This is a genomic window from Shewanella insulae (assembly GCF_009831655.1).
GTDB lineage: Bacteria > Pseudomonadota > Gammaproteobacteria > Enterobacterales > Shewanellaceae > Shewanella > Shewanella insulae.
The window spans coordinates 576,548-590,220 of the sequence record NZ_WRPA01000001.1 but is presented as its reverse complement, the minus strand read 5'-3'; the positions used below and the strand labels follow the sequence as shown (position 1 = coordinate 590,220).

General features: G+C 55.2%; 7 protein-coding genes. 3 read left to right on the top strand and 4 right to left on the bottom strand.

Annotated features, from left to right (window positions below):
- Positions 1-213: 213 nt before the first annotated feature.
- Positions 214-729, bottom strand: a complete 516-nt coding sequence (dsbB, locus tag GNT65_RS02545; RefSeq protein WP_160793531.1) for a disulfide bond formation protein DsbB — start codon at positions 727-729, stop codon at positions 214-216.
- 87 nt (positions 730-816) lie between these two features.
- Positions 817-2,412, bottom strand: coding sequence for a sodium/proton antiporter NhaB (gene nhaB / locus GNT65_RS02540; RefSeq protein WP_160793530.1), 1,596 nt, complete (start codon positions 2,410-2,412; stop codon positions 817-819).
- Between the two features lie 298 nt (positions 2,413-2,710).
- Here nhaB and fadR point away from each other — a divergent pair, with 298 nt between their 5' ends.
- Positions 2,711-3,472 carry a fatty acid metabolism transcriptional regulator FadR gene (gene fadR / locus GNT65_RS02535; protein ID WP_160793529.1) on the top strand — a complete coding sequence of 254 codons (762 nt, stop codon included), beginning with the start codon at positions 2,711-2,713 and terminating at the stop codon, positions 3,470-3,472.
- A gap of 80 nt (positions 3,473-3,552) precedes the next feature.
- Here fadR and tamB read toward each other — a convergent pair whose 3' ends face one another.
- Positions 3,553-7,416: an autotransporter assembly complex protein TamB gene (gene tamB / locus GNT65_RS02530; protein ID WP_244952068.1), complete on the bottom strand. Its 3,864-nt coding sequence runs from the start codon at positions 7,414-7,416 to the stop codon at positions 3,553-3,555.
- A 17-nt stretch (positions 7,417-7,433) separates the two neighbouring features.
- Complete coding sequence (locus GNT65_RS02525) at positions 7,434-9,224, bottom strand: autotransporter assembly complex protein TamA (RefSeq protein WP_244952078.1); 1,791 nt, start codon at positions 9,222-9,224, stop codon at positions 7,434-7,436.
- Between the two features lie 229 nt (positions 9,225-9,453).
- On the opposite strand from GNT65_RS02525, the gene GNT65_RS02520 reads away from it, so the two are divergent.
- Together GNT65_RS02520 and GNT65_RS02515 are read left to right on the top strand one after the other, a co-directional pair.
- Positions 9,454-10,461, top strand: a complete 1,008-nt coding sequence (locus tag GNT65_RS02520) for an isoaspartyl peptidase/L-asparaginase family protein (RefSeq protein ID WP_181006136.1) — start codon at positions 9,454-9,456, stop codon at positions 10,459-10,461.
- 378 nt (positions 10,462-10,839) lie between these two features.
- Complete coding sequence (locus GNT65_RS02515) at positions 10,840-13,668, top strand: ExeM/NucH family extracellular endonuclease (RefSeq protein WP_160793526.1); 2,829 nt, start codon at positions 10,840-10,842, stop codon at positions 13,666-13,668.
- The last annotated feature ends 5 nt before the right edge of the window (positions 13,669-13,673 follow it).

Sequence of the window (13,673 nt, the reverse complement as noted above, 5' to 3'; positions counted from 1 at the left end):
CATAGCGTGCCGAATTAGTGTTTGCACAACCCCCGCCGGGCAGGCGTTAGGTTGCAGTGAAGGAACGCTTCAAGACCCCCTTAATAAATGACTTTGCTGGTTGTCGTTCCTCAAGTAAACCAAAGAGCCCATTGTAGGGGGCAATAAAAAACGCCCGTTAGGGGGTTTAATCTAAGCAATGGCCGATTGCGCTATCGGCTAAATTAGTCGCGATTAAGCCTTCTTCGTTGGCATTAATGCCGGAATGATAAACACCACCAGGGCAATCAGGTAGGTGCTGAAGGCGACCACCATCCACTGTGACATAGTGATGCCAAACATCTCCCATGGGATGTCGGTGCACATGCCGGTGGGCAGGAAGACAGAGGGGAACCACTCGTGTAGCGGCATCCACTCGGGAAATTCCGGTAGGAAGGAACAGGTGGAGAAAGGCGACGGGTTGGTCTGCATCTCCACCAGCTCCAGTGCCAGCTTAAGGCCCCAGGCCGCGCTAACGCCCCATACCAGTACCCCGAGGAATCGCAGCAGACGAAGTTTATGGCCAACTACGCCGATGAGGCCGGCGGTGAGTACGCCGAGTACCGCGACACGCTGATAGATGCACATGACGCAGGGGTCGAGTTTCATCACGTGTTGAAAGAAGAGGGCACAAGCTTCCAGGCCAATGGCTGTGAGTAGCAGTATGGTCCAGGCTAAACGAGACTGTGCAAATCGGGTCAGGGCGCTCAACGATATTCTCCTATAAAAAAACGCCTCTAACTGCTAGAGGCGTTTTTAAGACTTTACGAAACTAGATAAGTTCAGTCAATCAACAAATTAGTGCCCGCTGACTGCGCCCTTGGCCGCTTCCGCCACCGAGTGGTGGATCAGCATGTGCGAATCGTAGAAGTATTGGGTCATGTCGCTCAGGAAACCGGTCTCGATGGCCAGGATCCCCACGATAGACAAGACGATAGTGTAGGGCAGCGCCATCCACACCATGCGACCATAGGAGAGTCTGATCAAGGGGGCAATCGCCGAGGTCAGCAGGAACAGGAAGGCAGCCTGACCGTTAGGGGTCGCCACAGATGGCAAGTTGGTGCCCGTGTTGATGGCAACCGCCAGCAGGTCGAATTGATCTCGGGTGATCTGTCCATCCAGTAGCGCGGCCTTCACCTCGTTGATATAGACGGTACCGACGAACACGTTGTCACTCACCATGGAGAGCAGGCCGTTGGCGATGTAGAAGATCACCAGCTGAGTGTTGCCCTCGTAGCTCAGTGCCCAATGGATCACTGGGGCAAACAGCTGCTGGTCGATGATCACACCCACGATGGCGAAGAACACCGCTAGCAGGGCCGTGAAGGGCAGTGCCTCTTCGAACGCCTTACCCAGGGCATGTTCGTTGGTGACGCCGTTAAAGGCTGTGGTCAGGATGATCACCGACAGACCGATAAGCCCCACAGAGGCCAGGTGGAAGGCCAGGCCGACGATCAGCCAGACACCCACGAACGCCTGGATAACCAGCTTGATCTTATCGTGGTTGGTGCGGTGGGAATCTTCATAAGAGGCGTAATCGGACAGGATCTTATGTACCGCCTCCGGGAGCTGTTGACCGTAGCCAAACCACTTAAACTTCTCTACAAAGAAACAGGTGGCGATACCGGCGATAAACACAGGCACGGTAACTGGGCCCATGCGCAGGGCAAACTCGGCAAACTGCCAGTTGGCCTGGGCGGCGATGATCAGGTTTTGCGGTTCGCCCACCATGGTGCAGACGCCACCTAATGCAGTACCGACACCGGCGTGCATCAGCAGGTTACGCAGGAAGCCACGAAACGCCTCCAGTTCATCTTCACACAGGGGATGACCTTCGCCGTGATGGTCTGAGGTATGGTCGTGATCGTCGGTAAAACTCTTGCCTGAAGCCACCTTGTGGTAGATGGAGTAGAAGCCTACTGCCACGGCGATGATCACGGCGATTACCGTGAGTGCATCGAGGAAGGCCGACAGGAAGGCCGATGCCACACAGAACATCAAGGAAACCACTACCTTGGAGCGGATCTTGGTGATCATCTTGGTGAACACGAACAGCAGCAACTGCTTCATGAAGTAGATGCCGGCCACCATGAAGATCAATAGCAGCAGCACTTCCAGGTTGGCTTCGATCTCATGCAGTACCTGACTGGGGGAGGTCATGCCTATGAGGACGGCTTCGATGGCCAGCAGACCACCGGGTTGAAGGGGATAACATTTCAGCGCCATTGCCAGCGTGAAGATGAACTCGACTACCAGTAACCATCCGGCGACGAATGGGTTGAGGTAGAAGACGATAGGGTTGATCACTAAGAATGATAAAATTGCGATTTTGAACCACTTAGGAGAATTTCCTAAGAAATTGTCAATAAACGCCTGACTCATGGTCACAGGCATGGCATCCTCTCAACTATATAATTTTTTTTTGACAGAAAGTTAACGAACAGTCCGCTGTTCAATTCAGTGTATCCTAATGATATGTAGAATTTAATACTTTTATGGCACCCATTGCCCAAAAACAGACATTAACTGCAATCTATATCACAAGCTTGTTGATGTGGTGTGTATTTTGCCCATTAATGAGATCTGAGTCCTTGATCTTATCCAGTAATGTTACGGATTAGGTTTCCATTTTTTACCGCTCTGGTATGATCAGTGCCCAAGATAACTTTGAATAAATTGGAATAGTGGCCTGATGACAACTGTCCCCCAAGTACCTGTAACGCCTAAAGACAAAGATATTATTGAAGCGAAAGGTCCTGCGAGCTTTGCCGAAAAGTATATTGTTCGTTCGATTTGGGAGGGAAAGTTTCCACCCGGTACCATTCTGCCTGCCGAACGTGAATTGTCTGAACTGATCGGTGTGACACGTACGACGCTGCGTGAAGTATTGCAGCGCCTCGCCCGCGATGGCTGGCTGACCATTCAACACGGTAAGCCGACCCGGGTAAACGACATCTGGGAAACCTCGGGCCTGAACGTGCTGGAGACCATCGCCGAGCTTAATCCTGCCGGTGAACCTGTGCTGCTTGAGCAGCTGTTGTCTGCTCGCACCAACATCAGCGCCATCTATTTTAAGGGCGCGGTGCGTTACAACCCAGACAAGGTGCTGGAGGCGCTGGCGCCACTGGCGACCCTGAAAGATGATGCCAAGGCCTTTATCGAGTTCGATTATCAGCTGCATCACACCTTGGCCTACCATTCGGGCAATCCGTTGTATGTGTTGATCCTCAACGGTTTCAAGGGGCTCTACAGCCGTGTGGGTGAAGAGTACTTTGCCATAGAGAAGGCCCGCGAGCTGGCGCTGGACTTCTATCAGGCACTCGAGGCATTGGCAAAGGCCCATAACCACAACGATGTGCCTGTGCTGATGCGCAGCTACGGCATCAATAGTGGTAAGGTGTGGCAGCGCTACAAGGCCAATCTGATGCAATCGGCCGAGACCAACAAGGACTAGCCGGTAAGCCTAAGGTAAACCCGTTTGAAGACAAAAAAGCCGCTCCAGATGAGCGGCTTTTTTAATACCGATATTTCGCATCAATCGATATCGAAGTTGTAATAGATGTCCAGCGTCTTGGAGATGGTGCCCGAGACGCTCTCTAGATAGAGCTGGGACATCAGGTAGTAGCGCACCGTCATCTCATAGCCAGGGTTAAACACCCCCACACCATATTTGACCATCAGGTCTTCGCCGATAAAGCCGCTGATGGCGACCTTGCCGTCGTCGTTGGCGTCGAGCTGAACGTTGGAGATGCCCATTTTTTCTATGATGCCGGTGGCCGAGTTGCCCAGGTTAGAGAGGGCGTTATCCCCCAGCTGATTGCCCAGGGTGAGGGCGGCGCCCATCATGAGGGCACTGTTCTGATCCGAATCTGAATTGTTGAGTCCTGTGCCCTTGATGATGTAGGAGAGGATCTCCGCCTGCTCCTTGGCCGGGTTAGAGAAGAGGGTGACCACAGGCTTTCGTGGGGTGCCGGTAATGCGCACACCGGCGACGACATCCTCATCTTTAATCTCGCGGATCGCCTCGATATTCAGGTTCGGCACCGCCATAGGGCCGACAAACTGCACCTCGCCCGCCTTGATCGACAGTGTCTGTCCCATAAACTTATAGCTGCCGTTAACCACCTTGATGTCGCCATAGAGTAGGGGCGGCTTAAAGGCCGCCTGGCGAAGCTCCAGTGTGCCCACCAACAGGCCTCTCAGGCCCATGCCGTCGATATTGAGCCTGTCGCCGACCTTAATGGCTATCTGGCTGGTGACGGAGATAGGGTCCTTAACCTGGGTCTTACTCGCCAGGCTGTCGTTGAAGACCACATCGCTGGATTCGGCCACGCCGCCCTCGGGAAGCTGAACGATCCTGATATGACCCGATGGCACGTCTAGCTTGCCGCGAATATCCAGGTGCTTGTCGCTGAAATTGATGTCGAGGTTCGGTGACACGTCGAGGATTGCCAGCGGCGGCTGAATGATGGCCAGCTTGTCGCCGCTAAAGTTAAGCTCCCCCTTTAGCCCCTGTTCCCAGCCGATCACGCCATCTAGGCCAGCCTTGCCATCCCCCATGGTCCATTGGCCCTTGATGAGTCCCTTCTGGCCTTGCAGGGTGAGTCTGAGGCCTATGTTGTCCAGCAGGGTTGGGTTAGCGGCCGCCGCCAGTTGGCCGTTGACGAGATCGACCGTACCGCTGAGATCCGGCTTACTTAGGGTGCCGCCGAGTGTGATGGCGCTGGACACCTGACCGTCGAGCACCTCCAGCTGTGGGGTAAAGTCGGCCAGGGCATGCAGGTCGATATCTTTAAGGTTTATCTTACCGCTGAGTCTGTGTTCGGGATCGGTACTTATGGTCAGTTGGCTATCTATCTTGGCGAAACGGTCAGACTCCAGTTGAGTGTCGATGGCCAGATGCTGGGCATCCAGAAGCGCCTTGAGATTCAGGTAACGATATTGTGCCTGAATATGGCGCTTGGTGGTGGTGAGCTCAAACTGTCCCGGGGCCATGGCCAGTGTCAGCTGGCCCGTGGGCTTGGCGTCCTTGGCCCATTGGAACTCGCCATCGAGTCGCGTCGGCCCCTGCCATTTGAGGTTTTGTGGCAGCACGGGGGCAAGCAGGGCGCCGAGATCGCCAGCAAATTGCAATCGGGTATCGCCCTTGTCGCCCAGCTCGGCGGTGTCGGTCAGGCACAGGCTCGCGGCTTCATGGCGCCAACAGAAGGGGGATACCTCACCCTGAGCGCGCTTGTTATCCCAATAGAGGTCGATAGGCTGCTCCAGCGCCATGGCCCCCAGGCGTGAATTGAGGTTAACGCGTTTTATCTTGGCATCGAAGCGCTGGGCCTTTTCATCGAAGGTCGAGGCGATAGAGGTTTGGAGCTGGAGATCGCCATAGGTTTGCAGGCCGAGTTTCTGTTTGGCGATATCCCCCTTGAAGCCTAAGGTGAGGTTGCTCAGCTCTATGCCTTGCCCCTTGATATCGGAGGATTTTAGCGACAGGGCAAACTGATGCTTATCTTGGGGCCGGTAGAAGGCGATAAGTTTAGCCTTATCCACCGCGATGTTGGCATATTTAAATTCTATGGTATCGGCGTTAATGGCGATCTCGGGATGCTCGTCATCGCCCGAGACATTGATGATCGCCTTGATGGCGCCGCTGGCGCTTGGATCCCACAGGCTCAGGGCGGGGACGCTCAGTTGACCATCCAGGGCCCAGGTGTCGTCCACCCGCCCAGAGAGGGTAAGCTGTGACTCCAGGGCGTCGAGTCGCAGGTGCTCGGCGTTAAGTTGGAACTTGTCATTGAGGGAAATATCCCCCTGAAGCCTTAAGGGGTATTGATCCACCTGGCCTTGAAGATCCGCCTGGCTGATACCAATTGACCATTGTTTCTCACCGAAGCGTCCCTGGCTATGTAGGCTGCCATCGATTCGGGTCTCGGGTAGGGGCTTTTCTGGCATCACATTCAGCTGGGCAAGATCTAACCCTTGAGTGTCGGCCGCCAGATCCCAGCTAATGGTCTGGCCATAGCCTAGCTCTCCCGTGAGCCCGACGCTTCCCATCTCGCTGTCAACGGCAAGGGAGGCTACCTCGATTCTTTGAGCCTGATGGGTCAACTGAGTTTGCAGGACCAACCAGGGATGATAAGGGGTCTTAAGCTCACCCGTAAGCGTGAGGCCTTGGGATTTAGCGCTTCCCTTGGTTTCAAGGTCTAAGGCCTTGGCTTCATATTGGGGCTGGCCGAGGGGCCACAGCAGGTGCGGGCTGGAAAGCGTCATCTCGTATGGCAGGGCTGGGGTGCTCAGGTTCGCCTTGGCCTTTAGGTCCAGCTCAAGGTGTCCCTCACCCTTAAGCTTGACGGCAAGGGATGAGAAACCGCCTTTGACTTCGGCGTTAAGGCGCTGGCGCCTGAGTTCCGGCAGCTCGCTGACACTGTTGGCGGTGAGATCCGCCTCAAGATTCAGGGCCATGGGGTAGTCTTGAGTCAGGCTTATTTCGCCATCTAGCTGCGCCTTGCCGTAGTCATGTTGGACGGCCAGGCTGTCGAGGCTGATCTTGTAGCCGAGGTAGCTGCCGGCAAGATCGATAGTGGCAAACTTGTCAATGCGCTCGCCGAGCCTGAGCTCGCTGTCGACCAGATGTGCGCCGTCGACAAAGATAGGCATGGGGATCTCAACCTCGGGCAACTGGCTAAGAGGCCAGCTCGGCTCCTCTTGCTGGGGCGACTGTATGGGAGGCTGTTCTGGCTGCTTTTGGGCTTGTTCCAGTGGAATGGCTACCATAAGGTCGCTGCTGTCCAGTTGATTGACTCTCAGCCCTGTCTCGAGCCAGCTGGCCTTAACCGCGAGCTCCTCGGCATTAAACTGCATCTCATTGACCTGCACTCTAATCTGATGCAGCTGGCTCTGATTGAGTATGATGCCAAAGGGCAGGGTGAGCGGGCCATTTTCCCTTGTGTTGTCAATAGCAGCAGTCTCCTCGATAGGATCTGCTAGTTGTGGGTTCGATGCCGTGAGTTTATCCGTGTCGATATCGACACGTACCCCATCGGCGCCCAATGAGTCGACGCATAGCTGGCGCTGCAGCAGACACAGGGGGCGCCAGTTTAGGCTAAGTCCTTGTGTCTCCACCTCAATGCCTGTCATCTGCCACTTGGCATGCTCCAGCTGCAGCCGACCATTGAGTGTGCCGCCGCCATAGCTGAGGCTTAAATCTGGCACTAACAGATCGGCTAAGTTGACCGCGACGCGGCTGCCAAAGGGGGTGCCTATTAAGATGGCGATCAGGATCAGCAGGGCCAGCGGCAGGTAGAGTAGTACTCGCGTCAGGTTACGCAGCCAGCACAGCAGGCGATACAGTAACGATCGCCTTGGCGTCGCCATCGCCTGTTGCGCCGTTTGCACCTGGGTCATTTCCTTGGAGTCCTCTATCATAGCTCGGCCCCCATGGTGAAATGGATTCGCCAGCTACGGTCCACGGTTTCAGTCTCCTTAAGGCCCACACCTAGGTCGAGCTTGATTGGGCCGATAGGGGAGATCCAGTGGACACCACCACCCACAGAGACTATGGGCTCGAACTGCTGGATGTCGAAGGCATTACCTGCATCGACGAAGGTGGCCACCCGCCAGGTTGGGGTGAGATAGTATTGATATTCCAGGCTACCGACCAAAAGGTAGCGGCCACCCACCACCATGCGTGCCAGCTGATCTTGGCTATTGGTGTATTCGATGTAGGGGCCCAGCTCCTGATAGCTATAACCACGTATGCTCTGATCGCCCCCGGCAAAGTAGCGCAGCGAGGGAGGCACGAAGGGCAGTTCTTCATCGCTCACCAGATTGGCGCCCAGATCCAGGCGGGAGACGAATCTGTGTTTGTCGAAGAAGGTGTCTATCCACTTAAACTTGGCCTGTAACCGAGTCAGACGCAGGTCTGAGCCCAGAGTAGGGTCGGCATGCTCCAGGCTGTAGTATTGAAAGAAGCCTGATTTAGGATCCAGGCTCTTGTCGCCCCTGGTGGTCTTAGACAGGCTGGTGCCGAGCAGCAAAACGTCGGGATTATAATCGATATCCGACTGAGTATACTTTTCGTTAATGGCATCCAATGAATAGGTAAAGAGCCATTGATTGTTCAGACGTTTCTGCCTGACGACTCCAATAAGTCTCTTGACCGATTCCAGCTCGCCGGTATTGCGAAAGTCGCGCTTATCGGCATCGTAAACTTGGGTGACGCCATATTTGTCCCTCAACAGACCGAGACGCACCTTGAGCTGATCGTCCAGCGGGTGCGTCAGGGGGATGGTGTAGGTGGTCAGAAACTTGGGCCTGTCCGGTGACCATTCGATGCTGGTCTCCTGGGAGTGGCCATGGCGGTTGATCTGCGGCGTACGCCAGGTCACCCTGACTCTGGGCTCTATGGTATTGTCTGTGGAGTTGCCTATGTCGGCGCCCAGACCCAGCTCGATGGAGTGGCTGGGCCTAGGTGTGACCTCCACCCGTATGGGGACCCTGTCATCCTGCATCCTGTCCAGTTGAGGCAGCACCTTGATGTTAGTGAAGTAGCCGGTATCGACCAGTTCACGGTTGAGGGCACCCAACTTACCCGTGCTGTAATGGGATTGCGGCTCGAAGGGGATCAGACGGTCGAGAAAGCCTGGTAGCAGGTCGTGGCCGTTAAAGCTGACCTCGCCGATGCGGTAGCGGGGACCCGAGTCGTAATGCAGGCTGATCTGCGCGCTGTCGAGATCCCGATTGACCACTATCTGATTGGTTAGGTATTTCCCTTCGAAATAGCCCCTGGCCAGGGCATAGGTGAGTAGTTGGGACTTGATCGTCTCATATTCGCCATGATTGAGAATGTCACCCGGCTTTAGCTTGAGCTGTCTGAGCCAGCTATTAATCACCTCATCATCGAGGATCTCGCCCGACAGCCGAATATCGATCCACTGGATCACTGTGGGTTCACCCGGGGTGATAGTTAAGCGCAGCCTCCAGGGACCGGATTCAGGACTCTCCAGCTGTTGGTCTACCTTGCCCTTGTAATAGCCAAGGGAGTGCAGCGCCGTTGCTATGTTCTCCTCGGCGTTGAAGATAAAGGCGCGGCGTTGCACCTCTGAGCCAGGCAGGCTACCTAGGTGAGCCGTGATGTTGCGTTTAAGCGCGCCGTCGGCGCCCTGGATCTCGACCTTTAACCAGTCGTTTGCCCAGACAGGAAGCGAGCCCATGCTTAAGTAGAGTAGGGCGAGTATCGACAGCCGGGATAAGGTCGCAAAAATCCGCAAGAAAATGGCTCTATCTAGTTGAAAAGTTTGTTGCTGTTTATTGTCGCAGATTATAGAGGCCAAGCAAGATGGAGATTGTAATTAATGATGAAAATCGGTACAAAGAAGGCAAACAATAATGAGGAAACCTACCGTGAGAAGCTCTATTACCCCCTCCCTACTCGCCGGCCTGATGGGCCTGTTGATCAGCACTAGCGCCTTGGCCGAGACCCAGCCATTCTCCATCGCCATTCATGGCGGTGCCGGCACCATCTCTAAGGCCAAACTGACCGAGGCGCAGCAACAAGCCTACCGTGATAAGTTGAAAGAAGCGGTGGACGCCGGATACAAGGTGCTGGAGAAGGGGGGCGATAGCCTGACGGCGGTGACCACTGCCATCAATATTCTCGAAGACAGCCCGCTGTTCAATGCCGGTAAAGGTGCGGTTTATACCTATGATGGCACCCATGAGATGGACGCCTCCATCATGGACGGTCGTACCCTTAATGCTGGCGCCGTGGCCGGGGTGAAACACATCAAGAACCCCATCAACCTGGCGCGCGCCGTGATGGATAAGTCTCCCCACGTGATGCTCTCGGGCCAGGGGGCTGAAGAATTTGCCCTGAGTCAGGACTTTAGCCTGGTTCCTGTGACCTATTTTGATACCGACAGCCGTTACCAGCAGCTCATCGACGCTAAGGCCAAGCTGAAGGCGGCCGAGAGCAAGGAGGCGGGTAAGCCCGACTATCAGGCCTCGGTCAACTATCTGGATCTGGATTATAAGTTTGGCACGGTTGGCGCCGTGGCGCTGGATAAGCAGGGCAACCTGGCGGCAGGTACCTCAACCGGCGGCATGACGGTCAAGCGTTTCGGTCGCATCGGTGATTCGCCTGTGATAGGCGCTGGCACCTATGCGGAAAATCAGGTGTGCGCCGTGTCCGCCACAGGCCATGGCGAGTATTTTATTCGCTACCACGTGGCGGGGGATATCTGCGCCAAGGTGAAGTATCAGCAAAAATCGATTCTGCAGGCGGCGGATGAGGTGATCAATCAGCGCCTGATCACTGCGGGTGGTACCGGCGGGGTGATAGCCTTAGATCAGCGCGGCAACATCGCCACGCCATTTAATACCGAAGGCATGTACCGTGCGACCCGTAAGGGTGGCGAGCAGGCCAAGGTGATGATCTGGCAGGACAACTAAGTAATCCCAAAGTATCGGATTGTTTTGAAGTCGGGTCTGGACAATGCGCCCAGGCCTGGCTTTAGTATTTATCCCTTACCTTTTCTCCCTATCAGGTCTCTCTCGATTTACTCGGCTTCGCAGGCAATCTTCGAATGGCTTCTTTGCGCGGTTCTCCAAAGAGGATTGTGCTGCAAAACCACGCCTTAGCTGTCAATTCTGCTGAACACTCTTGGTTTTAACTTTATGTAAAATTTGTAACCTCTTTGTCACTAAGCTGATTTATAGTGTGCGCTGGTCGCAGGATCAGCACCGCAGTAATTTGAGCGATAAGACTCGGATACTGTCAAAACAAGCACTAGTTAAACACTAGGTTAATGGATAATTTTAGGGGTTAATATGTTTACCAAAGCAAGCGCGCTTGCCTTGGCGATAGGTGGTGTCTCCGCCTTTGCCCAGGCCGCAGACGATCTGATCATCTCAGAGTATGTAGAAGGCAGCAGCAACAATAAGGCAGTCGAATTCTACAATCCCACCGGCGCCGCCATCAATTTAAGTCAGTATCAACTCGAGTTCTATTTTAACGGCAGCACCAGTGCCGGCTCTACCATCGCCCTCGCGGGTAGCCTGGCCGCCGGCAAGACCTATGTACTGGCCGACAACGATGCCGGCGGGGAGATCCTGGCGGTCGCTAATCAGCTAAGCACAGCCAGCTTCTTCAACGGTGACGATACCTTAGTGCTGCGCAAGCAGGGCGAGGTGATCGATAGCCTAGGTCAGCTGGGTACAGACCCGGGTTCACAGTGGGGAAGCGGCGATCTGTCGACGCAGAATAACACCCTGCGCCGGGATCCTAACCAACTGATCGCCGATACTCAGCTCGATGATGCCGTGACCCTGGCCACCTGGACAGGCCATGCTCAGGATGATTTTAGCGATCTCGGGCAGTTTGCCGATCAGGAACCGACCGACCCGACAGATCCAACCGAGCCTCCGGTTAGCCTGGTTTGTCATGATCCGGCCACCAAGATCTCAGAACTGCAGGGCAGCGGCGATACCAGCCCGCTCAATGGCCAGAGCGTGACGGTAGAGGCTATCGTGACCATCAACCAGGAACCCGGCCTTAAGGGGCTGTTCCTGCAGATGGCCGATGCCGAGATTGATGCCGACCTCAATACCTCTGAGGGTGTCTTCGTCTATACCGGCGGCTCGCTGGATTATCAAGCTGGCGATCGTGTGCGTCTGACCGCCACGGTGAAGGAGTATAACGGCCTGACCGAGCTGACTAATGTCAGCGAACACGCCTTGTGTGACAGCGCCCAGGCGCTGCCGAGCGCTGCCGAGGTGAGCCTTCCCCTTGCCCAGAGCGGCGATCTGGAAGCGGTCGAAGGCATGCGTGTACACTTTACCCAGAACCTGGTCGTGAACGAGGTCTATAACCTTGGTCGCTACGGTGAGATCCTGCTCGGCAGCAAACGCCACTTCATTGGGACTCAGGTGGCTGAGCCTGGCAGTGAGGCGCTGGCGGTAAGTCAGGCTAACGCCTTAGACTCAGTGGTGCTCGACGATGGATTAACCTCGCAAAACCCAGATCCTGTGCGTTACCCAGCACCCGGCCTAAGCGCCGACAATACTGTGCGCGTGGGCGACACTATTACAGAACTTAACGCCGTGATGCACTATGGATTTGGCAAGTATCGTCTGATGCCTATCGATACCGTTAACTTTGTGGCCACCAACCCAAGAAGCAGCGAGCCAGCCCTGGCCGCCGGCGGTAACCTCAAGGTCGCCAGCTTCAACGTGCTGAACTACTTCAATGGCGATGGCTTGGGCGGCGGCTTCCCAACCGCTCGCGGCGCCGATACGCCAAGTGAATTTGCCCGTCAGCGCGCCAAGATCATCAGCGCCATGGTGAGCATAGATGCCGATATCTTCGGCCTGATGGAGATAGAGAATGACGGCTTTGGTAGTGAATCAGCTATCAATGACCTGGTGAGCGGTCTGAACCAGGCATTGGGTGAGGCAAGGTACCAGTATATTTCGGCACCAACGCCAACCATAGGCACAGACGCCATTACCGTGGGTATGCTGTACCGCAGCGATCGTGTTACCCCTGTGGGCGCGGCCAAGGTGCTGTCTAGCGCCAACTCGCCACTGGATGAGCTGGGTGAGGTGCTGTTTAACGATGGCAAGAACCGTCCGAGTCTGACCCAGGCCTTCGAGGTTCAGGGTGAGGCGCAGCAACTCGTGGTGGCGGTGAACCATCTTAAGTCTAAGGGCAGCGATTGTGTCAGCCTGGGGGATCCCGATCTCAATGACGGCCAGGGTAACTGTAACCTGACCCGTACCCGTGCGGCTACCGCCCTGGGGGCCTGGTTAGCAAACGAGTATGGTGAGCTGCCGACTCTGGTTATCGGTGATATGAATGCCTATGCCAAGGAAGATCCGATCGATGCGCTGCGCGGCGCCGGTTACCTCGAGCTGTTCGAGCATCTAGGTAAGTCGGGTGCATACTCCTATGTCTACTCCGGTGAGACGGGTCAGTTGGATCATGCACTGGCCAATACCCAGTTGGCCGACAAAGTCGTCGATGTAACCGAGTGGCATATCAATACCGACGAGCCAAGATTGCTGGACTATAACGAAGAGTTTAAGTCTGCCGGTCAGCTTGAGTCGCTCTATAGCGGCGATGCCTACCGCTCTTCGGATCATGATCCTGTGGTGATCTCCTTGCTGCTCGAGCGTGAGACCATAGCGCCGGTTGCCAGCTACACCTATGAGCTGCAGGGCCGTACTCTGAGCCTGATGAGCAGCGCCACGGATGAAGATGGCGAGATTGTCGATTATCAATGGGATCTTGGTAACGGAGAGACCGCCAGCGGCGAGCAGCTAAGCTATCGTTACGCCAAGGCAGGTGAATATCCTGTGACCCTGACGGTTACCGATAACGATGGTCTGAGCCACAGCGTGACCCAGGTGGTTAAGGTGCAGGTGAAGCAGCAAAAGCCTGTAGCCGTTATCGAGCATCTGGATCTCTGGTTTATGGATCTGTTCGTTTCGCTAAGCTATGACACAGATGGTGAGATAGTGTCGCAGTCTTGGAAATTTAACAACGGCAGCAAGCAGACAGGTCCTGTGGCCATCAGCTTTGGGCGCCGTGCCAGCAAGGTGAAGTTGACCGTTGAGGACAACGATGGCCTCAAGGGTAAGGCGAAGTTGACCTTCTAGTACTT